The sequence below is a fragment of the Bacillota bacterium LX-D genome, from assembly GCA_031628995.1.
Classification (GTDB): Bacteria; Bacillota; DUOV01; order DUOV01; family Zhaonellaceae; genus JAVLUO01.
On record JAVLUO010000001.1, the window covers coordinates 438,611 to 464,380 of the forward strand.

A 25,770-nucleotide genomic window follows, 5' to 3' on the forward strand; every position below is an offset into this window, starting at 1 on the left:
ATGCACCACTCTTTTCACCATGAAGAAGATTTAGGTAAAAAAGCAATTAATTTTAAAGTGTTTAAAAGGCTCCTTGCGTATGCCTCTCCCTTTTGGTTAGGGCTCAGCCTTTGTATTTTTCTGCTGTTCTTAATTACACTAGCAGACCTAGCTCGTCCTTACCTGCTTAAAATTGCCATTGACGAACATTTTGTGGGTCTTAGTTCCAATAATACTCAGGTAGTTTCGGACCATATCCAAGCACTATTTAAACTGGCAGCCATTTTTTTAGGCTTAATCATTGCCAGCTCACTGCTTAGCTATATTCAAGCGTACTTACTGCAATATATTGGGCAAAAAATTATCTTTACTATTCGCCAGAAGGTTTTTGAGCATTTATTAAGTCTGCCTATCCGCTTTTTTGATACGAATCCGGTTGGTAGACTGGTAACACGTGTTACTAACGACATTGAAAGTATAAACGAAATGTATTCCAGTGTTCTGGTTTACCTTTTTCAGGATATATTTCTAATTTTCGGTATTATGGCCGTAATGCTTAGTTTAAACCTTACCTTAAGCTGTATTTCCTTTGTGGGAATACCACTGATTGTGGGAGCTACACTTCTTTATCAGTTAAAGGCTAGCCGAGCTTTTCGCCAGGTTAGGGTAAAACTGGCTGCTGTTAATGCTTTTTTGCAGGAAAATTTAAGCGGCATGCGAATTATTCAAGTTTTCCGCCAGGAAAAGCAAAAAATGTCCCATTTTAAGCAGCTAAATATGGAGCTTTATACTGCTAGTATGCAAGAACTTGTTGCCTTTGCACTTTTCCGCCCAGCAATGGACTTAATTTATACCCTTGTCCTGGCCTTATTAATTTGGTATGGAGGCGGACAGGTGTTACAAAACCATTTATCTTTTGGTGTTCTTTACGCCTTCATTAATTATTTAGAACAATTTTTTAAACCTATTAATGACCTAACTGAAAAATATAGTATTTTTCAATCAGCACTGGCTTCAGCTGAAAGATTGTTCCTACTGCTAGATGAGGAAAATACCATTAAGGAAATAAAAGAACCTGTGGAGCTGCCTGATTTACAAGGAAAAATTGAGTTTGATCATGTCTGGTTTGCTTACCAAAATGAAGACTGGGTTTTGAAAGATGTTACTTTTACAATTAAACCGGGACAGACCTTTGCTTTAGTTGGAGCAACTGGTGCTGGAAAATCCTCAGTTATTAATTTACTAAACCGCTTTTATGATATTCAAAAAGGTGAAATTAGAATCGATGATATACCTGTACAAAATTTTAAATTGTCTTTTTTGCGCAGCAACATCGGGGTAGTCATGCAGGATGTTTTTCTGTTCACCGGCGATATTGCTCATAATATTAGGCTCGGAAATACTGCTATAACGGATAAACAAATCCGAGAAGCAGCCCGGTTTGTCCATGCAGATAGCTTTATAGAACAATTATCTAATCAATACGAGACAGAAGTCGTTGAAAGAGGTGCTACCCTTTCCACAGGGGAAAGGCAGCTTTTAGCTTTTGCCCGGGCCCTAGCTTTTAATCCCAAAATCCTGGTCTTAGATGAAGCAACAGCTCATATTGATACTGCTACTGAACAGTTAATTCAAGAAGCACTAAACAAGCTTACCTTTAACCGTACTACCTTAATCGTTGCCCATCGCCTTTCAACTATTCAAAGGGCCGATTGTATTTTAGTCATGCATAAAGGGGAAATAAAGGAAATGGGAACTCATCAGGAACTCCTATCCAAAGGGGGACTGTATTATCAACTTTACCAATTACAGTATAAAGATCAGCTTAGTTAAAGCCCACATAGTACAAAAATCTAAAAAGCCCCTCCTTTTTACTAGGAAGGGCTTACTATTTTTTAGTAATCTAGTGCTTGGTGTTTGGGCACTCCGTCCGATTTGTCAGTGGCCGGCAATTCACTAATTAAAGCTTCTGTAGTTAAGAGCAAGGAGGCAATACTTGCAGCGTTTTGTAAAGCACTTCTGGTAACTTTAGCTGGGTCAACAATACCTGCTTTAATCATATCAACGTATTCTTCAGTAGCAGCATTGAAGCCAATTCCTTTTTCAGCTTCTTTGATTTTACCTACAATAACTGATCCTTCTAAACCTGCGTTAAAAGCAATCTGACGCAAAGGCTCTTCTAGAGCCCGGCGAATTGTTTTGATACCTACCATTTCATCTCCATCAGCTTGTAATGCATCGAGAGCAGGTATAATATTAATATAAGTAGTACCACCGCCAGGAACAATTCCTTCTTCTACAGCAGCTCTAGTTGCAGCAAGAGCATCTTCTACTCTATGTTTCTTTTCTTTCATTTCTGTTTCGGTGGCTGCTCCAATTTTAATAACTGCAACACCGCCGGCTAGTTTAGCCAGGCGCTCTTGTAATTTTTCCCGGTCATATTCTGATTCTGTTTCTTCAACCTGATGTTTAAGTTGAGCTACTCTAGTTTTAATTTCTTCTGCTGATCCATATCCCTCAACAATAGTTGTTTTTTCTTTAGTGATTTTGACATTTTTAGCTCGACCAAGCATATCTAATTCAACGTTTTCTAGTTTAACGCCAATATCTTCGGAAATAAATGTACCGCCAGTTAAAATAGCAATATCTTCCATCATAGCTTTTCTACGGTCACCAAATGCAGGTGCTTTGACAGCAGCTACGTTGAAAGTACCGCGCAATTTATTTACCACTAAAGTAGCCAGTGCTTCACCATCAACATCTTCGGCAATAATCAATAGAGGTTTACCAGTTTTAACTACTTTTTCTAGTAAAGGCAGCATATCCTGAATAGCGGATATTTTCTTGCCATAGAGCAGAATATATGGTTCCTCCATATTAGTTTCCATTGTATCGGAGTTTGTTGCAAAATAAGGGGATATGTAGCCACGGTCGAATTCCATACCTTCTACTACTTCAACAGTTGTTGTCATTCCCTTAGATTCTTCCAAGGTGATAACTCCGTCACGGCCTACCTTTTCCATAGCTTCAGCAACCAATCCACCAATTTCTGTATCGTTAGCAGAAATTGATGCTACATGAGCAATACTTTCTTTGGTTTCAATAGGAATGCTTATTTTTTTAATTTCGTTTACAACAGCTTCAACTGCTTTATCAATTCCCTTTTTAAGAAAGATAGGGTTTGCACCTGCGGCTACGTTTTTCAATCCTTCTTTAACAATAGCCTGAGCTAATACAGTTGCAGTAGTTGTACCGTCACCTGCTACATCATTAGTTTTAGAAGCAACTTCTTTGCAAAGCTGAGCTCCCATGTTTTCATAGGGATCTGGCAATTCAATTTCTTTAGCTACAGTTACACCGTCTTTAGTAATTACAGGTGAACCAAATTTTCTTTCCAAAACAACATTACGGCCTTTAGGCCCTAAAGTAACTTTAACAGCATCGGCAACAGCGTTAACACCTCTTTCCAGTGCTTTTCTAGCTGTTTCATCAAATGCTAGTTGTTTTTTCTCAGCCATATGTGTTCCCTCCTACCTTCTATTTAACTGCCAAAATATCGCTTTCACGCAGAATTAAATATTCTTGTCCATCATACTTAATTTCTGTACCACCGAACTTACTAAAAATAACTCTATCACCTACTTTTACTTCCAAAGGCTGTTTAGAACCATTGTCTAAAACCTTACCGGTACCAACAGCGACTACATCACCTTCTTGTGGTTTTTCCTTGGCAGTATCAGGTAAAACAATCCCGCCTTGAGTTTTTTCTTCACCGGAAATAACTTTAACTATAACCCGGTCTGCTAATGGTTGTAACATCCTTTTCCCTCCTTATGCGTTTTTTAGCACTCACTATAGGACAGTGCTAACAACCACTTATATGATACAAAGTTAAAATGTAGTTTGTCAAGTTTTAAACAGTAAAACTTGTAAAATTTATCAAAAATAATAAAGCTCTTAGGCTTATTCTATAGGCTTAAGAGCTTTATTATCATTATGCTGGCATTCTTTTAATTTTCGTAAGCAAATCCTGTTAAGAATGCTTTCCTATTTATCTCCACAGTTTTGGCAGGAACTAAACCCTCTAAAGCATCTAACCAAATATTTTCTGTTAGACCTAAGGATTTGGCCAACACTCCTAATAGTACTACATTGACAACTTTGCTAGAGCCACAATTATCTGCTATCTCTAAAGCAGGAACAGTTATGGTTTTAGCAGAGGTATTTAAAGTAGCTATAATTTGAGGCGGGTATTCTGCTGCACCTGTAATGACAGGCATAGGGTCTATTTCCTGGCTGTTGACTATAATGGTTCCACCATCTCTTAAATAGGGCAGCCACCGCAGTGCTTCCAGCTTTTCAAAAGCTAAAATAATGTCGGCAGTACCTAAAGCAATTACAGGAGAGTAAACTTTTTCACCAAAGCGAACCTGAGTAACTACACTGCCCCCTCTTTGGGACATGCCATGAATCTCAGATACCTTTACCTCAGATGCTAAGTTTTGGGCAACTTGGCCTAAAACTTTACTTGCTAAAATGGTACCTTGTCCCCCGACCCCTACAATTAGAATATTAGTCACTTTGTTCATCTCGATACCTCCTGAATAGCTCCCATGTTACAAACCTGCTTACACTGGCCGCAGCCGTTGCATAAGGCACTATTCACAGCCGGCTGTTCTCCCTTAAATACTAAAGCAGGGCAGCCTAATTTACGGCATCTGCCGCAGGCCTTACATTTTGTTGCATCAACCTCCATCAAACCTTGGGGTCCTTGTCCTTTCAGGAGCACGCAGGGACGTTTAAAAATAATTACTGAAGGTTCTTCTGCAGCAGTCTCATCCTTCAATGCTTGTTCAACTGCTTTAAGATTATACGGGTCTACTATTTGTACTCTTTCTACTCCCAAAGCCCTAACTAAAGCTTCTAAGTTAACTTGTTTTGTTTTTTCTTTTTTAATAGTTAGACCTGTGCCCGGGTGTTCCTGGTGACCTGTCATAGCAGTTGTACTATTGTCTAAAATTAGAATTGTAGAAGTACCGCAATTATAAACTACATCTGCCAAGCCTGTAATCCCCGAATGAATAAAAGTTGAATCTCCAATTACAGCTACAAGGCCTCGGGCAAATTCTTTGCCCCGGGCTTTTTCCATACCTAAGGCGCTACTAATGCTGGCGCCCATACAAATGCAAGTATCCATAGCTGACAGAGGAGGAGCAGCTCCTAAGGTATAGCAGCCAATGTCCCCTGCAACTTTTAAGCCTAATTTATTAATTGCGTAATATACGCCACGGTGAGGACAGCCGGCACAAAGAACTGGCGGACGAACTGGAATGGAAGCTGCAGCACTAGCCGCTACTTGATTTTGGCCTTGAACTTGGTTAAACTTCTCAGCCAGGAGCTCCACATTAAATTCTCCGATTCCGGGGAATAACTCTTTGCCAATTACTTTTAGCCCCCATGCTTTAATTTGTTCTTCTAAAAATGGTTCCAATTCCTCAATGACATAACATTTTTCCACAGACTGTACAAAAGTTGTAATTAATTTTTGCGGCAAAGGATAAGTTATGCCTAGTTTTAAAATAGAAGCATTAGGCAACACTTCTTTTACATATTGATAAACGATACCACTAGTGATAATACCTATTTTTTGATCGCCTTGTTCTATCCTATTTAAAGAACTACTTTCGCTAAATTCACTTAATTTTACTCTACGCTCTTCAACAATAGGATGCCGTAAGCGTCCGTGAGCAGGCAGCATCACATATTTTTGCGGATTTTTTTCATAGTCCTTCAAAGGAAGATCTTTCCGCTCTTCCAGACTAACCAGAGACTGAGAATGGGCAACTCTGGTAGTCGTCCTAAACAAAACGGGAGTATCAAATTTTTCACTAATCTCATAGGCCTGAATTAACATATCTTTAGCTTCTTGGCTGTCGCTGGGCTCTAAAAGGGGAATTTGAGCAAATTTTGCATAAAAGCGATTGTCCTGCTCATTTTGCGAACTATGCATGCCTGGATCATCGGCGGAAACTAAAACTAGACCGCCGTTGACACCAGTATAAGCAAAAGTTAAAAGAGGGTCAGCCGCCACATTCACACCTACGTGTTTCATAGCTACCAATGTTCTGGCTCCAGCAATGGAAGCTCCGGCTCCGACCTCCAAAGCTACTTTTTCGTTTGGTGACCACTCAGCATATATTTCCGGGTAAGAAGCAATGTTTTCTAAAATTTCGGTGCTAGGGGTCCCGGGGTAAGCAGCAGCAACTCTAACTCCTGCTTCAAAAGCTCCCCTGGCTATTGCTTCGTTTCCTGTTAATAGCTTTTTCACTAAGCTCACTCCTAATTAATAATTACGTAAATCTAAAACTCTTTTAGCTTTTCCTTCAAAACGAGCTAAAGATTTGGGCTCTACTAATCGTACCTTTGCATTTAATGATAACACAGAAAAAAGTTTTTGGGTTATACGTTTTTCTAAAGCTTCTAATTCGTTAAAACGACCTGTAAACCAGTCATCAGCTACTTCTACCTTAATCTCCAGCTCGTCTAAATACCCTTTTCTCGTAACTACCAACTGATACTGAGGGGTAATTCCTTCCATTTGGATCAAGACACTTTCAATTTGAGTCGGAAATACATTAACTCCTTTAATGATCAACATATCATCAGTTCTGCCTTTAACCTTACTCATTCGTACTGAAGTACGTCCACAAGAGCATGGTTCAGGGTTTAAGACTGATAAATCTTTAGTTCTATACCGAATAAGGGGTAAACCCTCCTTAGTAATAGTGGTAAACACTAATTCGCCTAATTCGCCATAAGGCAATGTTTCTCCTGTTTCAGGATCAATTACTTCTACAATAAAATGATCTTCTGCAACATGCATACCTTGTTTGTATTGGCATTCACCAGCTACACCAGGCCCCATAATTTCGCTTAAACCATAATTATCTGTAGCTATAATATTCCAGCGGCTTTCTAATTCGGAACGCATTTCTTCAGTACTTCCCTCAGAACCAAAAAGCCCTAAGCGCAAAGGTAATTTTGCTGTATCAATACCCTTTTCCTGTGCAACCTCTGCCATATATAAGGCGTAAGAAGGTGTACTGATTAAAATAGTAGAGCCAAAATCTTGCATCAGCATTAACTGTTTTTCCGTATTGCCAACTGAGGTAGGTACCACAGCCGTACCAATTTTTTCAAAACCGTAGTGCAAACCAAAAGCCCCTGTAAATAAACCATAGCCAAAAGCTATTTGCGCAATATCTTCTGATGTTCCTCCTGCCTGAGTAATAACCCTGGCAACTAAATCGGACCATTTTTCTAGGTCATTTCTGGTATAACCAACTACCGTTGGTTTACCGGTAGTTCCTGAAGAGGCATGAATTCGAATTAAGTCTTTTTTAGGTACGGCAAGCAAACCAAAAGGGTAATTATCCCTTAAATCATTTTTAGTCGTAAAAGGCAGCTTTTGTAAGTCAGCTAAACTTTGAATGTCTTCCGGCTTAACACCAAGTGAATCAAAGGATTGTCGGTAAAAAGGAACCCTGTCATATACTCTTGAAACTGTTTCCTGCAGCCTTTTTAATTGCAGATCTTGCATTTCTTTACGACTCATACATTCTATTTCTTTATCCCAAATCATCTTTTATCAGTCCTTCCATTTCTTTTGGGCATGAAAAAAGCCCCTACAAATTGAAGGTGGCATTGCTAACGCAGCTCAATAATACTCGTCAAAAGTCTACCTGGCTGCACTTTTTATTCTACCACACTACTGTACTGCAAATTTTTTCTTCCTACTTTTCTGCATAAACCCACATACATCTACCGAGCTATATTTATATAAATTCTTCTACATGAATAACTATTTTCCTGCTTGTATTAATTTGCAGGATTTCCGTAAGTATTCTTATATAAAACACTGCTAAAAAGCTGCTAACCTTAATGCTAGCAGCTTTTTATTTAACATCTTTTTAAAATTCTGCGGACTTCCAAATATGTTTCTCAAGCCACTTTCGGCCTGCTGCAATACTCCTGGTGACAGCTTCCTCTGCAGGGCCTCCTGCCACATTGCGTTTTGCCACACACTCTGCTATGGCTATGGCTTGGTAGATATCATTCTCAAAAGCAGCCGAATATGTTTGGTATTCAGCCAGAGTTAAATCTTCTAATACCTTATTTTCCTGTACGCATTTTAATACTAACTGACCAACAATAGCATGGGCTTCACGGAAAGGAACTCCCTTTTTAGCCAAATAATCGGCTACATCTGTGGCATTAGTGAAGCCGCTTTTTGCCCCTGCTGCCATCCGCTCCTGCCTAATATTCATTGTTTTAAGCATAGGAGTAAAAGTTAACAGGCATTTTTTAATTGTATCTACCGTATCAAATAGTGCTTCTTTATCCTCCTGCATGTCCTTATTATAGGCTAGAGGCAACCCTTTCATCATGGTCAATAAGGTTATAAGATTACCATATACACGTCCCGTTTTACCCCTAATCAGTTCTGCCACGTCAGGGTTCTTTTTCTGAGGCATAATGCTGGATCCTGTGCTATAAGCATCATCAAGTTCAACAAAACGAAATTCATCAGAGGACCACAGTATAATTTCCTCACATATCCTGCTAAAATGCATCATTAATAATGCAGCAGCAGAGGTAAACTCAATTTGATAGTCCCTGTCACTTACTCCATCTAAGCTATTGGCAGTTATCTCAGCAAAACCTAGTTCTTCGGCCACCATTTCCCTATCCAGGGGGAAAGTTGTGCCTGCCAAAGCTCCTGAGCCTAAGGGCATTACATCAGTTCTTTTGAAACAGTCCTGAAACCTTTCATAATCCCGCTGAAACATTTGAAAATAGGCCATGAGATGGTGAGCAAAGGTAATGGGTTGGGCTTTTTGCAAATGGGTGTAGCCTGGCATTACAGTAGCTAAATGCTGCTCTGCAATGTCTAGAATTACCTCTTGTAAATCAAGAAGCAATTTACAAGTATTTGCTATTTCCTCTTTGAGATACATTTTAGCATCTAGGGCCACTTGGTCATTCCGGCTTCTAGCTGTATGCAGTTTTTTGCCAACAGCACCGCAGCGTTCTGTAAGAAGCTTTTCAATATTCATGTGAATATCTTCTGCCCCTATTTCAAACTCTACTTTTCCCTTTTCAATATCTTCTAAAATTTCCTGTAACCCAGAAATAATTTTATTCATTTCTTCGGAATTTAAAACTCCAATTTTACCAAGCATTCTGGCGTGAGCAATGCTGCCTACAATATCTTGCTTATACAAACGTTGATCAAAAGAAATGGAAGAATGGAAATCTTCTACTAATCTATCTGTTTCCTTTTGGAAACGTCCACCCCATAATTTCATAATTTCACCTCAAATTAAGATGTTGAAAGCTAACAGCAGTATTGCTGTTAGCTCAGATTGTCAACAAACTCTTATAGCTAGCATGTATTATGGAGCGAGACTTGTTTCGCTCAGCCGTCGGCGGCTCTGCCGACGGTAACGGCGTGCGAGCTTGTCCAGAGCGAAATAATACATGCCAGCTTTATCTACAAAATTGAATTAACGCCAGTATTGCTGTTAGCTTACTACTCTAAAAAATGTTAACCCTTGTATCTCCTGCTCCAGGATGACTTCGCCAAGAACGCTGGTTCTGCTCAGAGCGTTCTAAGGCTTGTCAAAAGGAGCAGCTGCGACACAATAGGTTACTATTTTTTTTAGCTTCACATAATTTTCTTAGCTATTTTTCACTTTCCTTTCCATAAGCGCTTGGACTTTGAGCGGTAAGCCAAATAAGTTAATAAAGCCTTCAGCGTCTTTTTGATTATAAACTTGGTCTTCTCCAAAGGTAGCAAATTCTTCGCTATAGAGGGAGTAAGGAGATTTACTGCCGGCAACGGTACAGCTGCCTTTATACAATTTCATTCTGACTGTGCCTGTTACATGTTCCTGGGTCACATCTACAAAAGCAGCTAAAGCCTTCCGTATGGTGGAATACCACATGCCATCGTAGACTAATTCAGCATATTTAGCAGCAATTAATTCTTTATAGTGCAGTGTCTGTCTATCTAAAGTTAAGTATTCCAATTCTTGGTGAGCTTTATAGAGCACGGTTCCACCAGGAGTTTCATATACTCCTCTGGACTTCATACCTACTAAACGATTTTCCACAATATCATCAATACCAACCCCATTTGCTCCAGCTAAATCATTTAACTTTGTTAAAAGCTCTATGGGCTGGTATGCTTGGCCATCTAATCTTACAGGAATACCTTGTTCAAAATCTATTTCAACATATGTAGGTTTGTCAGGAGCTTTTTCCGGAGGCGTGATCAGCATATAAAGATGGTTCTGCGGCTCATTCCAAGGATCCTCTAAATCTCCTCCTTCATGGCTTAAATGCCAAATATTCCGATCCATGCTGTAAGGGTGTTCTTTAGTTACCGGAACGGGAATACCCCTTTCTTTAGCATAATCAATAGCTTGGTCACGAGACTTAATATCCCAAATTCTCCAAGGAGCTATAATTTTTAAATCAGGATTTAAAGCTTTAATAGTTAACTCAAAACGCACTTGGTCGTTACCTTTGCCTGTAGCACCATGACAAATGGCCACTGCTCCTTCTTTTTCAGCAATTTCCACCAGCCTTTTGGCAATAACAGGACGGGCAAAAGAAGTGCCTAATAAGTATTTTCTTTCGTAAACTGCACCTGCTTTTAAAGTAGGCCAAACAAAATCTGTAATAAATTGTTCTTTTAAGTCTTCAATATATAATTTGCTGGCCCCAGATTTAAGAGCCTTTTCATGTAATGGTTCTAATTCCTCTCCCTGCCCTACATCAGCAGCGACAGCAATAACTTCGTAGCCATAGTTTTCTTTCAGCCAGGGAATAATTATTGAAGTATCCAAACCACCGGAATAAGCTAGTATAACTTTTTCCATTATTATCTACTCCTTTTTATTCTATCTATCAATATAATACCTTAGTTTCAAATAGAAAACAGTACCATTTAAATTGTAATTACCCAGATATTTTAAAGAATTACAGCAGCAATGCCAGAACAGCTTTTTGGGCATGAAGCCGGTTTTCCGCCTCATCAAAAATAACTGAATTTGGGCCTTCAAAGACTTCCTCTGTTATTTCCTCACCACGGTGGGCGGGTAAACAGTGCATAACGAGAACATCTTTTTTAGCCAGCTTCAATAAATCGCCATTAATTTGATAAGTGCCCAGAATTTTTTTCCTTTCCTCGAATTCCTCTTCTTGGCCCATGCTAGCCCATACATCTGTATATAAAACATCTGCATCCTGTGCTGCAGCTTTTAGATCACTAGTTACGGTAATGCTGCCTCCTGTCTTTTTAGCATCTTCTGTGGCTAAAGCAACTATCTCCTGATTAGGTTCATAACCTGGAGGAGAAGCAATAGTAACATGCATTCCTACTTTAGCTCCTCCAAACATCAAAGAGTGAGCTACATTATTACCATCTCCGATAAAAGCTAACTTTAAGCCCTTTAATTCTCCTTTATGTTCTTGAGCCGTCATTAAATCAGCTAAAACCTGACAAGGATGTAGCAAGTCAGTTAGTCCATTAATAATGGGAATGTCAGCGTATTTTGCTAATTCCAACACATCTTCATGGCTAAAGGTCCGAATCATAATACCGTCTAAATACCTAGATAAAGTCCGTGCTGTATCCCGAATAGGTTCTCCCCTGCCCATTTGTAGTTCGGAACCTGATAGAAATAAAGCAGAACCACCTAAGTGATACATGCCTGTTTCAAAAGAAACCCTGGTTCGGGTAGAGTTTTTCTGAAAAATCATTCCCAAGGTTTTCCCTTTTAAGAGTTCATGGGGTTCTCCCTGTTTCTTTTTTTTCTTCAGCCAATGGGCAAATTCTAAGATAAAATTGATTTCATCCGTATTATAATCATGTAAGGAAATTAAATCCCTGCCTTTTAAACTGCTGTTTAAATTTAAAACGCTCACCATTACCCCTCCTGAACTTCATTTAAGGACTGAGATAAAATCTCTACAGTCTGTTCCACCTCAGTCTTTTCGACGATTAGAGGCGGAAGAAACCGCAATACTGTTTGGTTGGTACAATTTATTAACAATCCCTTTTCCAAGCAACTGTTAACAATATCTCCTCCGGGAATAGTTAATTCTACACCTAGAATCAACCCTTCCCCTCTCACTTCCTGAATGAAAGAAAATTTTTGAGCTAATAACTCTAACTTGTTTTTAAAGTATGCCCCTGTTTCTTGAACCTTAGCTAAAAACTTCCCGTCAGCAATTATTTTAGTTGCTGCCAGTCCCGCTGCCATAGCCAAGGGATTTCCGCCAAAAGTAGAAGCATGGTCTCCGGGCTGAAAAGCAGCTGCTACTTTATCTTTGGCCAGCATTGCACCAATAGCAACGCCGCCGCCTAAAGCCTTAGCCAAAGTCATAATATCTGGTTCCACACCAAAATGCTCATAGGCAAATAATTTTCCTGTTCTACCCATGCCACATTGTACTTCGTCAAAAATTAATAAAATGCCTTTTTCTTGGCAAAGTTTCTTAACCTTATGCAGATAATCCCCTTGAGCGGCATACACGCCTCCCTCACCCTGAATGGGCTCCATCATAATAGCACAGGTATGTTCATTGACTAGTGCTGCTAAGCTGTCATAATCATTAAAAGGTACATACTTAAATCCTTCCGGCAACGGAGCAAACCCCTTATGAAATTTTTCTTGGGCCGTAGCTGTTAAAGTGGCCAGAGTGCGGCCATGGAAAGACTGCCGCATGGTGATAATCTCATATTTTTGTTCGCCGTAATGTAGTTTAGCAAATTTCCGAGCTAATTTGATTGCTGCCTCATTTGCTTCAGCTCCGCTATTGGCAAAAAAAACTTTATCCAGACAAGAGTTTTCTACTAGCAGTTGGGCTAATTGAACCTGAGGCTCAATCCAATACAGATTAGAACAATGGACCAGTTTGCCTGCTTGTTCCCTGATGGCTTCTGTTACCACAGGATGACAGTGGCCTAAGGCATTAACGGCTAAGCCAGCTACAAAATCTATGTATTCCTTGCCGTCTGCATCCCAAACTTTCGTACCTTTTCCTTCGACAAGAGCAAAGGGCAAACGACCATAAGTGTTCATGACATATTTTTGCCCTAACTCCAAAATACTTTGATTAGACATATTTACAACTCCTTTATCCCTTAACGACCATTGTGCCAATACCCTCATCAGTAAAAATTTCTAATAAAAGAGAATGTTCTACTCGGCCATCAATAATATGTGCTCTTTCTACTCCCTGATTTAAGGCTTGCACACAGCACTGTACTTTGGGAATCATTCCCCCCTGAATAGTACCTTCTTTGATTAGTCCAGGAACTTCTTCAATGTTTAACGAAGAAATAAGAGAATCTTTTTCCTCGTAATTTGTAAAAATACCCTCCACATCCGTTAATAAAACAAATTTATCCGCCTGAAGAGCGGAGGCAATAGAACCTGCTACATAGTCAGCATTAATGTTGTAGCTTTCCCCCTTTTCGCCAACTCCAATCGGGGCTATAACAGGTATATAGTCTTGGGAAATAAGGGATTTAATTATTTCCGGATTGATTTTTTCTACTTCTCCTACATATCCCAAATCGATAATTGCTTTTTGTCCGTTATCTCCAACTTCCTCCCCAAACTTTTGGTAGGCTTGGATAAGGTTAGCATCTTTCCCACAAAGCCCCACAGCTTTGCCGCCATAATGATTAATTCCAGCCACAATGTCCTTGTTAACTTTGCCCACTAGAACCATTTCCACCACTTCCATGGTTTCCGCATCTGTTACCCGCATTCCACTGACGAATTCGGATTTTTTCCCTAGCCTTTTTAACAAAGTATTAATTTCCGGGCCTCCCCCGTGTACAATAACCGGGTTCATGCCTACATATTTCATCAATATGACATCGTGGAGCAATGCTTTTTTTAATTTTTCATTAATCATAGCATGGCCGCCATATTTAATCACAACGGTTTTACCATAAAACTTTTTAATATAGGGCAAAGCTTCTACTAAAATTCCCGCTTTTTCAATATCCGTTAAAACCATATTTTTCTCCTAACTCCGGTAACTGCTGTTAATTTTTACATAATCATATGAAAAGTCACAGCCCCAGGCTGTTGCTTTATTTTCACCCTGCTTAAAATCTACGACAATGGTTATGTCCTTCTCCGTTAATATTTCCTTGGCTTTAGCTTCGTCAAACATTAAGCCTACGCCGTCTTGCGCCATTTGCTCTTCTCCTGCTGCGCTTTTAATAAGTATATCAACTTTATCCGGGTCAAATTTCGCACCTGAGTAACCAACAGCTGCAATTACCCGGCCCCAATTAGCATCTTCGCCAAATAGTGCTGTTTTAACTAAATTGGAACTGCATACTGCTCTTGCCGCTAGACAGGCATCCGCTTCAGATTGGGCATGACAAACTTCAACAGTAACGAATTTAGTTGCACCCTCCCCATCGCGAGCGATTTTTTGGGCTAAATCCATACAAATATAATTTAAGGCTTCATAAAAATCCTGATACCCAGGATCTTTTTTTGTTTTTAGTACAGTGTTTTCGGCTAACCCGTTAGCTAAAACTAGAACCATATCGTTAGTACTGGTATCACCATCAACTGTAATCATATTAAAAGTCTTTTTAACTATCTCACCTAAAGTCTCTTGCAGCAGCTTTTTCTCAATGGCTGCATCAGTTGTAATAAAAGAGAGCATAGTGGCCATATTGGGGTGAATCATTCCAGAGCCTTTGGCCATACCTCCAATGGTAACCTTCCGATCTCCAATGGAAAATTGAAAGCCGGCTTCCTTGGCAAAGGTATCTGTAGTTAAAATAGCCTCGGCTGCTGCTTTCCCTCCCCGGACACTAAGAGCAGAACCAATTTTCTTAATACCTTCTTCTATTTTGTCCATTGGCATGGGATCTCCAATTACCCCTGTAGAAGCTACTAACACTTCTTCCTTGGCGCAGCCTAGGGTTTGGGCAGTTAAAACTGCCATTTTTTCCGCATCTTGCAGGCCTTTTTCACCGTTGCAGGCATTGGCATTTCCACTATTAATAATGATAGCTTTTGTGCTAAGGTTTTGCAGATGTTTCTGATTAACCAACAAGGGAGCTGCTTTAATTTGGTTAGTAGTAAAAACCCCCGCAGCGACAGCCGGAACACTACAAAAAATAAGTGCTAAGTCTTTATTTGCTTTTTTTAAACCGGCGTGAATACCTGCAGCCATAAAGCCGTTGACTGCTGCTACCCCGCCTGGAACTTGAGTATACTCCTGCATATTTATCACCTTCCACTTGAGAAATTACGGAAATAAGCCTGGAATTTGTAAAGCAGTAGTTTCCGGGAAGCCAAATAGCAAATTCATATTTTGGACAGCTTGCCCAGAGGCTCCTTTAACTAAGTTATCTATTACAGACACAATAATCAAACGATTAGTTCTCGTATCTATGGTTAAATTCAGAAAACAATTATTAGAGCCGTAAACCCATTTGGTATGAGGCCACTGACCCTTAGGCAGTACATGTACAAAAGGTTCCTGAGCATAAAAAGTTTCATATATTTCTCTTACTTCTGTTTCATTTAATTTACTATTAAGTGTCGCATAAATTGTACTTAATATTCCTCTGGTCATAGGCATTAAATGAGGAGTAAAAGTTATGGTTACCTTATTGCCTGTTAGTTTACTTAATTCTTGTTCTATTTCCGGAGTATGCCTGTGTGTTGCTACTCCATAAGCATGAACACTTTCATTTACCTCTGCATAATGATTGCCTAAGCCGGTTTTGCGGCCAGCTCCGGAAACACCGGATTTAGAATCTATAATCAGTGTATCAGTGTTTACTAATTTCTTTTGTAATGCAGGTGCCAATGCTAAGATAATGCTAGTTGGATAGCAACCTGGATTGCCAATTATAGTGTTCTTTTTAATTTCTTCCCTATTTAATTCAGGCAATCCATAAACTGCTTTAGCTAGCAACTCACTGCCGCTGTGCTTAACTTTATACCAATTCTCATAAACATCAGACTGTCTAAAACGAAAGTCGGCACCTAAATCTATGATCTTTTTGCCTTGTCTTAATACTTCTTTAGCTACAGGTACGGCGTGACCGTGGGGTAAAGCTACAAAAACCACATCGCTATACTTTACAATTTCTTCAATATTATCTTCTGTACATTTTTTCTGAATATAACCTGTTATATTCGGATAAACAGCCGAAAAATCCTCCTCAACATAACTCTGGGAGGTTAAAGCTTCAAGTTCAACTTCTGGATGGTTAAGTAAAATTCTAACCAATTCAATACCAGTATAACCAGTAGCACCTATTATACTAGCCTTAATCATGGCTATGCACTCCTTTAATTATCAAGAACCAAATTGTGAATAAAAATAAAATTTCATTTTTATTAGTCTCGAAATAATAAGAACTATTTTTTGTAATTATACACATTAGTGCATAAAAATACAACAACAATTTCTTGTAATATTAAATAAGAAAGGGTCTAAACAAAAAAAATCTTTAGGGCTATCCCTAAAGATTAAAAAAGGTGCCTCTTCGGCGTAGAGGGGGTGCCTCCGAGGCAAATTGGTTCATGCTCTGCCTAGATAGAGCTTAACCTAATTGTCATTTTATCCATTATAGCAACTCTTTATGCGCTGTGGTAATTTAAAGCTTACATATTCTCGGTGACTTTATATTATTATTTAATTTTTTGGCCATACTATTTTTATAAGAATAGCAGAGGGAGGCCAAAACAATGCCAGAAATAATTCATGATGGAACTAATCCCACAGAGCGGGAAGAAATTGCAGAACTTGATTTGCCTTTGGTAGCGCAGATTTTAGGAAAAAACCCTCGTGAAATCCAGCCCAGTAAAAAAGAAAGCTGGCTATTGTAGCAGTTATTTTTAAGATAGCTACTAAAGGCAAGACAATTGGTCATTTAAAAGGGAGCAAAAAATAACCAATTATCTTGCTTTATAATAGCTAAATTTTAAGTGCAGCTAAATTATTAGCTTACTGACTCCTACTCTTTTGTCCCAACCGCAAGAGGGGCAGTACAGCAGATGAATACAAATATTTTCCCCCGAAGCATATGAATCATTAACTTCTTCGTAGGGACTGTAAGGCCCATAATAATTTTCTACCCTGCCTCCATCTTGTAAAGAATCGCCGCAAGCAGGGCATTTTTTGGTAACTTGCTCCAATCCATTGCAGAGGGGACAAGTTAAAATGGACTCCAAAGACATTCTTAATAATCCTCGTCGGAATAATCTACTACTGTACAAGTTTCAGAAGTGCATTTGAAACCACAAACTGGGCACTTATCGTCTTGTACACCGGAAAACATATACCCACATTTCCCGCATTTAAAACCTTTTTGCGCATTATCCGCCCGTGTAATCTCCATTAGATCACTTCCTAGCAATAATTTTTTAAATCTAAATCAGTTATAATGTTTCCTAAGTAAAACTATTTTATTGACACTTTTCTTTAAGAATATTTAGCAATTTAGGCAAAAAGCGGACTAATAAGCAAGGGCTATTTATAACAAAATAAAGATAAGCCTACAAAAGGAGGTTATCTAATGCCAGTTTGTGAAAAATGCGGCCGCAAAGTTGAAAGTCAAGATGATATTTACGAAGTGCGCAACATGGGAATGTGTGAAGAATGCGCTATGAGGGTAGAAAGAAATCCAGAGGCTTGTGGCTATTGGCCAAGTCCGAGCTATGATGACTTCGCCAAGAACGCTGGTTCCGCAAAGAGTTTGACTTCCGGCGGCACGCGCTGACGTGGCGTCCTGCTGCTCCAGCGCTCTCGCAGCGCGAACTTGTCCAGAGCAAAATAATACATGCTAGCTTCTGCAAAAATAAAAGCACTGCAGATGCAGTGCTTTTATCCTGTTATTTTAATATTTCTCTTTTTATTATAGGGATGAAATACTTGTTCCAACATTTCTTGTCTTTGGTTAAAAAGCACTGTTGCAGAATGCAAAAAATCATGTTTGAGATAAAAGCGCAAATCAAAAAATTTGACTAGATATCCTTTACTACCCTCTTTAGAAAGTACATATAAATGGGGAGTAAATTCCCTAAACATTTTTCCAATTTTACTATCCAGAGCCTTCTTAATTAATAAATTTGTTGTCTGCTCTTTGGGCAGCTCCCTCTTCACAACCAGCTTTGATGTAAAAGAATTAAACTCTGTAAAGATAATTTGCTGATTAGTTTCAACCAAACAATCCCAGCACCAAAATTTTATTAAAGAAGGCATAACTGTTATTTTTTCTACCTCCGGATATTTACGCTGCAATAATTTGTTGACCCTGGTTGCCACAATATAGCGGATTAGGAGATACCCGCCAAAGGCTGCCAAGCCAAAAACAGAGCTATATCCTGCTTTTTGGAAAAAAGTCATGGTGACTAAAATAATTAACACTATAGGATCAACAGCATTAATTAAGTTGACAGTCCACATTTTGTTGCTAAAAGGCCAAAAAATTTTCGACCCATAAGAATTTAAAATATCTAGTACTCCGTGGGATAAAGTCCCCAAAAATGTCCAAAGCAGAATGGCCGAAAAATGCAAAGAAGGATTTATTAAATAAATGAAAATCGATATACCCACGCTAAGCAAAAAAATACCAGGAAGAGAATGAGAAAAACCACGATGATGTTTGAGATAGGTTATATCTCCTTTTAATTGATACAAAATGTCCAAATCAGGTGCCATTGCACCAAGACTAGCACCTAGGTACACTGGATTAGTTAGGCTAAAAGGAATTCCGGAAAAACCTCCAATCCCTAACCCAACAAGAGCGTGTGTAATAGGATCCATGCTTCCACCTCGGTTTTATTGAATACTATACATTATAGCATACTTTCTCAGAGTGTTACGGTTTTATTTATAGTTGATTATTCCAATTGCTGCAGAGTTTTAGCCTTTTTGTCGATGGTCATAATATATGCTAGAATAGCTGCCACAGCTTCATAAAGTTCTGGAGGAATTTCTTGGTTTAATTCTAAGCCAATTAAAACCCTAGCCACGTCAGGTTCTGTATAAATTGGCACTCCTAATTCTCGGGCTTTATTAATTATTTTATCTGCTATTTCTCCATAGCCTTTAGCTACGACTTTAGGAGCACTATCTTGTTGGGGATCGAAACTAATAGCAGCTGCCACTTTACGTTCTTTTTTGTCGCGCATAAAAACTCCTTACACCTGATAATCCACTTCGTTATAAATGGTATCTTTTTTTTCGATTAGTTCGAGAAAAGTCTGAGCTTGCCCTAAGCGATAGGCAACTTGCTCTATTTTATACCCTAATCCTTGTAAAACTTTTTTTAAGTCTTGAGCATTTTCTTGGAACAACTGCTGCCCTTCCATTGTTTCCGTTTGGACCAGTATATTTAGTTCCTGACCATAGCGGCTTAGGCGCAGCCACAGTTCCCCTAAGTTTTGAGTGTAACAATGAATAACCATAGTTCCAAAGGATATTGGCTGGCGCTGTTTTTTCCCTTCGTCGGACCACAGGTAAATTTCACCCCGCTGCTGTTCATTCTGCCACCATAAACAATTTAAACCATAGTAAGTAGGTACTGCAGTCTGACTATCATTAATTAACTTTAAGGCATTAGCTGCATCTGCCGGTTCAGCATCACCCAATAAAAAATTAACTACAGTTTGAATGGGATCTTTATTGTTGGCCAAGGTAGTTGTTTCCGCCCAAGATCTAGTCATGAGAAAAGCTTCTATTTTTTCAGGAGGCATACCCTTTGTTTCCCCGGCAATCTGCTCTATAAGTTCTTTTTTCAAAGGAAGCTGCAAGTGCATAAAGTTTTGAATTATTTTCAAATTAGTTTCTGTTGGTTGCAAACCACATGCTCTGGCTACCACTTCTAGCTTTACTTGCAACTCCATTTGTTTAGAATCTATTTGATTAAAAACCTGTTTTGGGTCAACCGGTCTAGCATCAATTGGTCTAAATGCAATCGAATCTTGATCTATGTTTTGAGCCTGACCCGAAGAATCGGCAACCATGCGCTTACTCTGTCTAAATGCAATCGAATCTTGATCTATGTTTTGAGCAACTGCAGGCGCATCCACTAGTTTTAACTCAACTGTTTCTTTAGTTATTTTATCTAATTGTAAAAATATAGTCTTCCCTGCTTCTAAGGCTGCCTCTCCCTGGACAGGAATTTTTAGTCCATTAATGTTTAAAACTAAATTAGTACCATCTTTACTTTCCACTACTGCTCTAAAGATCTGCCCTAGCTGTAAATTTAATGAATTGGTCAACACACGTCCTAGAGGCAATAAAGAACTTAAGTTAATGTTCATTTATTCACCTTTTTCTTCCACAGCCTCTGCCACTTCTTCCCAAGCTATATATAAGTTATTTAATTTCTCTTCAACTTCCTGGTATTCTTGCTGCAGCTCTAGCATTGCATCTGGCTGGGTGTAAATTTCACTGTCTCCTAATTTCTGAGTTATCTCTTCTAATGCTTGTTCAAGTTCAGATATTTCCTCTTCCAACTTTTTCAACTGTACTTCAGGCTTTGGATTTTTTCTTACCTTTGTCTCTTTTGTCTTAACTTTTTGTTTTTCTGGCTGTGCTTCTTGAACTGCCGGAGTAAGAGACTTTTTCCAATGGTAATACTCATAATCTCCCGGATATTCCAATAAAGTACCTTGCTCTAACTCGATTATTTTATCGGCTAAACGGTTTAAAAAATAACGGTCGTGAGAAACAAATAACAAAGTTCCTGGGAAATCAGCCAAAGCATCTTCTAAACTCTGCCTAGTATAAACATCTAAATGGTTTGTTGGTTCGTCTAGAATTAAAAAGTTAGCTCCTTGTAAGAAAAGTTCTGCCAGCATCAAGCGGCTTTCCTCTCCGCCGCTTAGGCTGCTTATTTCCTTAAAGATATCATCACCCTTAAATTGAAAACGAGCTAACAAATCCCTGGCGGCTTGGTCAGTTAAAAGACTGTTTTGGAGGATTTGTTCTAAAACTGTCCCTTGGCTATTGAGACTCTCATGTTCCTGAGCAAAATAGCCTATTTTCACACCGCTGCCAAGGTAAACTGTTCCCCGGCAAGTTTCCTGGCTTAAAATGGCCTTGAGCAGTGTACTTTTTCCGCTTCCATTGGGACCAATAAAACCTACTCTTTCTCCTCTTCGCAGTTTAAAATTTAATTTTTCAATTAGTATTTTCCCCGGGTACCCGATGCTGGCATTTTTAAAAATCAGTACGTCCTCTCCAGAGGCATAGCTTTGCTGAAAAGAAAAGGATAAAGATTTCTGCTGACTTGGTTTTGTTTTTTGGCCCAATTTAGACAGCTGTTTCTCCCTCCCTTTAGCCTGTCGAGCGTTAACCCCTGCTTTATTTCGGCGAATGTATTCTTCCAGTCTTTTAATTTTTTCCTGCTCTTTGGCATATTCTTTACTTTGGGCCGCCGTTATTATAGCCTTTTGCAGCATAAAATCTGAATAATTGCCGGGATAAGTATTGATAGCTTCATCTTCCAGTTCAAAAATTTTGGTTGCCACCGAGTCTAGGAAATACCTATCGTGAGAAACAACTAGTACAGATGCTTTATAAGATTTAAGGAAATTTTCCAGCCACTCTACAGCTTGTAAATCCAGAAAATTGGTAGGCTCATCTAAAAGAAGCAGTTCCGGCTGGCGCAAAAGTTGCCTAGCTAAGTAGAGCCTAGTCTTTTGCCCACCGCTGAAAGTATCCATACTGCGTTCCAACTCTGCTTCCATAAACCCTAAACCAAAAAGAACTTCTTTGATTTTGCTTTCAAAGGAGTAGCCTCCATTAGCTTCATACTGGTTGATAGCTGTTGTATAGCTTTTCATAACTCGTGCTAATTCAAGTTCATTACTATATATTTCTTCTTGCGCCATTTTAGATGTCAAATTTTTCAGTTTCACTCTCAATCCTAATAAATCTCGATATTCATCCAACATAAATTCCCATAAAGAAAGGTCTAAGGATTCTTCTTCCATACTTTGGGCTAAATAACTGATACGTACATTTTTATCGGCCATAATACTGCCTGCATCATAATCTTCCAGTCCCATGATGCAGCGGAGCAAAGTTGACTTACCTGCCCCGTTTACTCCAACTAAAGCAGCTTTTTCCCCAAAGTCTAATTGAAAGGAAACACCATGAAAAATCGTCTTTTCTCCAAAACTTTTGGTTAAATTCTTTACTTGTAGTACCGCCATTGTTTGCCTCTCTTTTTGCTAAATTATATTAATTATATTATACATAAAGCTGGAATTTAAAAAAAGCTGAGTCATTCTTAACATAACTCAGCTTTCATCCTTTACACTTCGAGTAGGAGCTGAATAATTATTTTATTCAGCGTCCTCTCATACCACCGTACGTATCGTTCGGTATACGGCGGTTCATATGCTTATATGTAGTTCGTGTTCCTCAGACCAGAGCTTTGCCGCCGGCTTCCTTCAGATTCCACCTCACGATGGACACCTTGTCTGAGGCTAACGGTTGGCACTATCAACCCCCGTATCGGACTTTCACCGACAAGCAAGGGCCCATGCCGGGCGCACCAACTAAAAAATCCCAGACTAAAAGTCTGGGACTTTCTGAATTTTTTCTTCTGTCCAAAAACTTAAAGGGCCCCAGATATGCCTGCTGAACTAAAGGTAGACATTTCTCTAAGAACTTTAAGGCTGGCATCAATAATATTCATTGCTAAGGCTCCTCCAGTTCCTTCGCCTAAGCGCATATTTAGAGTTAAGATAGGCGGAACACCTAGATAATCTAGTAAAACTTTATGTCCAGGTTCAACGGAAAGGTGGGAGCCAATCATATATTCCTTAGCTAGAGGCGCTAACTCCGCGGCAATAATTGCAGATGCTCCGGAAATAAAGCCATCTATAACCACTGGGATCCTATTAGCAGCACAAGCTAAGATGACTCCTGTCATTCCTGCAATTTCTAAACCTCCAACTTTTACTAAAACTTCTAGAGGCTTAGCAGGATCTGGCTTATTAACTTCCAAGGCTTTTTCAATGGCAGCGATTTTCACCTTCATCCGCTCATCATCATTGCCTGTTCCCCGACCTACAACATCTTTTACAGGGAGCTTGCTATAAGTTGCCACAATGGCGGTGCTGGGGGAAGTATTACCAATTCCCATTTCACCAATTCCAATAATACCAGCGCCCTCTTTGATAGTTTCTTCAGCAACATCAATCCCCACTTCAATGGCTTTCACAGCCTCCTCCATAGTCATAGCAGGACCTGCAGCCATATTTTTAGTTCCATAGGCCACTTTACGTTTAATAATTCCAGGTACATCAGGCAAGTCCGTAGCAACTCCTATATCTACTACTTTTAACTGGATATTTTCATGACGAGTTAAAACGTTCATGCAAGCTCCGCCATTAACGAAGTTTAACACCATTTGGGGAGTAACTTCTTGGGGATAAGGAGCTACACCTTCTTTAACAATCCCGTGGTCTCCTGCCATTAAAATAGCAGCTTTTTTAGGCAGCTCTGGTACAACCTGTCCTGTAATTCCTGCTATTTTTTTCGCAATTTCCTCCATTACACCTAAACTACCTATTGGCTTTGTTAAATCATCTAACCTTGTTTGGGTCTGTTCCATTACATCTTCATTTAAAGGTTTAATTTTTTGTAATGTGCTTTCTAAATTACTCAATTTTGTGTCCTCCTTTTATCTTAGGTAACATTAAGTACATTAAAATTAGGCAAAAATAAAAATCCTCAGCTTAAATAATTAAGCCGAGGACTTTACCATCATCCTGGGAAATACTTCTAGGCAGGTCTCCTTGGCTTATAGTTCACTGCTCCCTCACCTTCCCAAAAAGTTAATACTTTTTAGTGGTTTTTCAAGGTTGCTCCTTATTTACAGTGGCGGGACCGCTCCGGATTTACACCTGATTCCCTATTCTCCCCTAAGGGCACCTAAAAGCACTTATGTACATTTTTACTTGCTCTAATGTTAGAATAGATTTTAAAATAGTATTCTACACTTCTTTTTAAATTTCCTGCTTATAAAACCTAAAAGTTTAAATGATGCACCGGACTGAGTTAAATTTTAAATTTTACATAAAAGGTTGTTCCTTTACGGCTAGTATCAAAGGTAATTATTGCCTTATGCCTTTTAGCAATGCTATAGCACACTGCCAAACCTAAACCAGGACCTTGTGATTTCGTTGTTACAAAAGGAGTACCAATCATATCAATTAAAGCAGCGTCTATGCCGTGGCCTTGATCTGCAATAACCAGAAATACTGCGTCTTTTTCCTCATATGTCTTAATTGTAAGTAAGCCACCTTCATCCATGGCCTCTAAACCATTACTGGCCATATTAATAATTAGTTGTGTAATTTCACTTTCATCCAGAGATAACTCGGAAACAGAGTTGGTTAGAAGTTCTATCCTTTTGCCACTGTCATTAGCTTTGGCGTTAAGCAATGGCCAAACAGTATATAAAATTTTATTAATACTGACATTTTTTTTATTAACTATTTTGTTAATAGCTAATTTTAAATATTCTGTAATAATGGAATTTGCTTTGTCTAATTCAGAAATCATTAAATCAAAATATTTTTTATAGTCTAAAAATTTATTTTTACTACTCAGCAACTGCAAAAAACCTCGCACAGTAGTCAGAGGATTACGAATTTCATGGCCAATAGCAGCAGCCATCTGTCCCACTAAATTAAGTCTATCTAGGCGTAATGCTTCTTTTTCTTTTTGCCATCGAGTTGTAATTTCACGGATAATAAATAATGCATAATTTTTCCCGTTTACTTCTATTTTGCTAATAATAAGCAGACCCTTGCTATTTTCGCGGCCTCTAATTCTAAGATCAACTTCCATATCCCAAGGATAATCCTGTTGTTTAAACAATTCTTTTATCTGTTCATAAATTTGTTGGTTTATCAGCCAAGGAGGAGTTTTTTTCAATAATTCAGCTTCACTTAATCCCGTTAACTTTAAAAATGCTTCGTTAAAATCAATATATCTTTCTGCATTTAAATCTACTACGCACATGGCAGACCGGTATCTTTTGAAAACATGATATAGTATTTTCTGACAATTTTGCCTATCTGCTTCTTCTTCATAGTATATTTCTTCATCTTTTCCAAGCATATTCATGCCAAATCACCATCTTTTTTCTTTTTTAGAAATAATTAGGCAAAAATTAGTGCATATCCTTCAGATAATTTGTCATTTTTTGTCATAATTTACCAAGAGCTAAGAAATTTACCGGGAAAAAATGTTAACTTAGAAATAGCTTAACACGCTTGAAAAACCTACCAGATAATAGTAACATTAATAGCAAGATTCGTTATAAGTTTAGCTAATAATTTATCTAAGGTGATTCTATGCAGAAAAAAGAAATAAAAAAGCAAATGCTGCCTGTAACATTTGTTAGCTTAATCCCAGCTGTATTTATTGGCTACTTTATGGGCTACGCTTTAGGTTGTTTTTACCTTATTTCTTCCCTAGTGGGCTATGGCTTTGGCTTTGATGAAGGTAAAAAAGCAACAAAAGCAAAAGGCATTTGAAATCGAGTAGGAGCTGAATAATTAATTAATTCAGCGTCCTCTCACACCACCGTACGTACCGTTCGGTATACGGCGGTTCAATAGAATTAATGTACTTGTGAATACCTTTCGTTTATCGACTGAAGACCTATTTTTCTTAGGAATTCGTTGGTTA

Annotated in this window: 24 protein-coding genes and 1 riboswitch; of the genes, 4 read left to right on the forward strand and 20 right to left on the reverse strand. The window is 38.7% G+C overall.

The features are described from left to right. Nucleotides 1-1,812 (forward strand): ABC transporter ATP-binding protein, encoded by a 1,812-nt coding sequence (locus RDV78_02325; protein ID MDS1029337.1) that lies wholly within the window; start codon nt 1-3, stop codon nt 1,810-1,812. 62 nt (nt 1,813-1,874) lie between these two features. Here the strand turns inward: RDV78_02325 and groL are convergent, their stop codons facing one another. From groL to argC, 12 genes are all read right to left on the reverse strand, one after another. Further along, on the reverse strand, nt 1,875-3,497 hold the full coding sequence (groL, locus tag RDV78_02330) for a chaperonin GroEL (GenBank protein MDS1029338.1): 1,623 nt from the start codon (nt 3,495-3,497) through the stop codon (nt 1,875-1,877). 19 nt (nt 3,498-3,516) lie between these two features. Next, nucleotides 3,517-3,798, reverse strand: coding sequence for a co-chaperone GroES (groES, locus tag RDV78_02335; protein MDS1029339.1), 282 nt, complete (start codon nt 3,796-3,798; stop codon nt 3,517-3,519). 191 nt (nt 3,799-3,989) lie between these two features. After that, nucleotides 3,990-4,568: an indolepyruvate oxidoreductase subunit beta gene (locus RDV78_02340; protein MDS1029340.1), complete on the reverse strand. Its 579-nt coding sequence runs from the start codon at nt 4,566-4,568 to the stop codon at nt 3,990-3,992. Further along, nucleotides 4,565-6,307, reverse strand: a complete 1,743-nt coding sequence (iorA, locus tag RDV78_02345) for an indolepyruvate ferredoxin oxidoreductase subunit alpha (protein ID MDS1029341.1) — start codon at nt 6,305-6,307, stop codon at nt 4,565-4,567. Before iorA ends, RDV78_02340 begins: the two co-directional genes overlap by 4 nt. 15 nt (nt 6,308-6,322) lie before the next feature. Continuing rightward, nucleotides 6,323-7,621 carry a phenylacetate--CoA ligase gene (locus RDV78_02350; protein ID MDS1029342.1) on the reverse strand — a complete coding sequence of 433 codons (1,299 nt, stop codon included), beginning with the start codon at nt 7,619-7,621 and terminating at the stop codon, nt 6,323-6,325. 328 nt (nt 7,622-7,949) lie between these two features. Further along, nucleotides 7,950-9,347, reverse strand: coding sequence for an argininosuccinate lyase (gene argH / locus RDV78_02355; protein ID MDS1029343.1), 1,398 nt, complete (start codon nt 9,345-9,347; stop codon nt 7,950-7,952). A gap of 372 nt (nt 9,348-9,719) precedes the next feature. Beyond that, complete coding sequence (locus RDV78_02360; GenBank protein ID MDS1029344.1) at nt 9,720-10,925, reverse strand: argininosuccinate synthase; 1,206 nt, start codon at nt 10,923-10,925, stop codon at nt 9,720-9,722. A gap of 100 nt (nt 10,926-11,025) precedes the next feature. Next, nucleotides 11,026-11,976 carry an ornithine carbamoyltransferase gene (gene argF, locus RDV78_02365; GenBank protein MDS1029345.1) on the reverse strand — a complete coding sequence of 317 codons (951 nt, stop codon included), beginning with the start codon at nt 11,974-11,976 and terminating at the stop codon, nt 11,026-11,028. Next, nucleotides 11,976-13,175 carry an acetylornithine transaminase gene (locus RDV78_02370; protein ID MDS1029346.1) on the reverse strand — a complete coding sequence of 400 codons (1,200 nt, stop codon included), beginning with the start codon at nt 13,173-13,175 and terminating at the stop codon, nt 11,976-11,978. Before RDV78_02370 ends, argF begins: the two co-directional genes overlap by 1 nt. A gap of 13 nt (nt 13,176-13,188) precedes the next feature. Then, nucleotides 13,189-14,082 carry an acetylglutamate kinase gene (argB, locus tag RDV78_02375; GenBank protein ID MDS1029347.1) on the reverse strand — a complete coding sequence of 298 codons (894 nt, stop codon included), beginning with the start codon at nt 14,080-14,082 and terminating at the stop codon, nt 13,189-13,191. A gap of 9 nt (nt 14,083-14,091) precedes the next feature. After that, entirely contained in the window at nt 14,092-15,315 is a 1,224-nt protein-coding gene (gene argJ, locus RDV78_02380) for a bifunctional glutamate N-acetyltransferase/amino-acid acetyltransferase ArgJ (GenBank protein ID MDS1029348.1), read from the reverse strand. A 24-nt stretch (nt 15,316-15,339) separates the two neighbouring features. After that, entirely contained in the window at nt 15,340-16,380 is a 1,041-nt protein-coding gene (gene argC, locus RDV78_02385) for an N-acetyl-gamma-glutamyl-phosphate reductase (protein ID MDS1029349.1), read from the reverse strand. Between the two features lie 413 nt (nt 16,381-16,793). Between argC and RDV78_02390 the strand changes: the two genes are divergently transcribed. After that, complete coding sequence (locus RDV78_02390) at nt 16,794-16,934, forward strand: hypothetical protein (GenBank protein MDS1029350.1); 141 nt, start codon at nt 16,794-16,796, stop codon at nt 16,932-16,934. A 105-nt stretch (nt 16,935-17,039) separates the two neighbouring features. Here RDV78_02390 and RDV78_02395 read toward each other — a convergent pair whose 3' ends face one another. Beyond that, nucleotides 17,040-17,285, reverse strand: coding sequence for a hypothetical protein (locus RDV78_02395; GenBank protein ID MDS1029351.1), 246 nt, complete (start codon nt 17,283-17,285; stop codon nt 17,040-17,042). Nucleotides 17,286-17,287: 2 nt separating this feature from the next. Beyond that, the gene (locus RDV78_02400; protein MDS1029352.1) at nt 17,288-17,446 is read right to left on the reverse strand and encodes a hypothetical protein; all 159 of its coding nucleotides are present in this window, start codon (nt 17,444-17,446) and stop codon (nt 17,288-17,290) included. A 177-nt stretch (nt 17,447-17,623) separates the two neighbouring features. Here RDV78_02400 and RDV78_02405 point away from each other — a divergent pair, with 177 nt between their 5' ends. Beyond that, nucleotides 17,624-17,827, forward strand: coding sequence for a hypothetical protein (locus RDV78_02405; GenBank protein MDS1029353.1), 204 nt, complete (start codon nt 17,624-17,626; stop codon nt 17,825-17,827). Between the two features lie 104 nt (nt 17,828-17,931). Here RDV78_02405 and RDV78_02410 read toward each other — a convergent pair whose 3' ends face one another. The 6 genes from RDV78_02410 to RDV78_02435 form a co-directional block, all read right to left on the reverse strand. Further along, nucleotides 17,932-18,873, reverse strand: a complete 942-nt coding sequence (locus RDV78_02410; GenBank protein ID MDS1029354.1) for a metal-dependent hydrolase — start codon at nt 18,871-18,873, stop codon at nt 17,932-17,934. Between the two features lie 77 nt (nt 18,874-18,950). Beyond that, nucleotides 18,951-19,241, reverse strand: coding sequence for an EscU/YscU/HrcU family type III secretion system export apparatus switch protein (locus tag RDV78_02415; GenBank protein ID MDS1029355.1), 291 nt, complete (start codon nt 19,239-19,241; stop codon nt 18,951-18,953). Between the two features lie 9 nt (nt 19,242-19,250). After that, complete coding sequence (locus RDV78_02420; protein MDS1029356.1) at nt 19,251-20,375, reverse strand: flagellar hook-length control protein FliK; 1,125 nt, start codon at nt 20,373-20,375, stop codon at nt 19,251-19,253. Continuing rightward, nucleotides 20,376-22,274 carry an ABC-F family ATP-binding cassette domain-containing protein gene (locus RDV78_02425; GenBank protein MDS1029357.1) on the reverse strand — a complete coding sequence of 633 codons (1,899 nt, stop codon included), beginning with the start codon at nt 22,272-22,274 and terminating at the stop codon, nt 20,376-20,378. A gap of 407 nt (nt 22,275-22,681) precedes the next feature. Continuing rightward, nucleotides 22,682-23,737: a nicotinate-nucleotide--dimethylbenzimidazole phosphoribosyltransferase gene (cobT, locus tag RDV78_02430; GenBank protein MDS1029358.1), complete on the reverse strand. Its 1,056-nt coding sequence runs from the start codon at nt 23,735-23,737 to the stop codon at nt 22,682-22,684. A 101-nt stretch (nt 23,738-23,838) separates the two neighbouring features. After that, a riboswitch (cobalamin riboswitch) is annotated at nt 23,839-24,022 on the reverse strand. 107 nt (nt 24,023-24,129) lie between these two features. Then, nucleotides 24,130-25,203 (reverse strand): ATP-binding protein, encoded by a 1,074-nt coding sequence (locus tag RDV78_02435; GenBank protein ID MDS1029359.1) that lies wholly within the window; start codon nt 25,201-25,203, stop codon nt 24,130-24,132. Nucleotides 25,204-25,433: 230 nt separating this feature from the next. On the opposite strand from RDV78_02435, the gene RDV78_02440 reads away from it, so the two are divergent. Further along, nucleotides 25,434-25,616 (forward strand): hypothetical protein, encoded by a 183-nt coding sequence (locus tag RDV78_02440; GenBank protein MDS1029360.1) that lies wholly within the window; start codon nt 25,434-25,436, stop codon nt 25,614-25,616. Nucleotides 25,617-25,770: the final 154 nt, after the last annotated feature.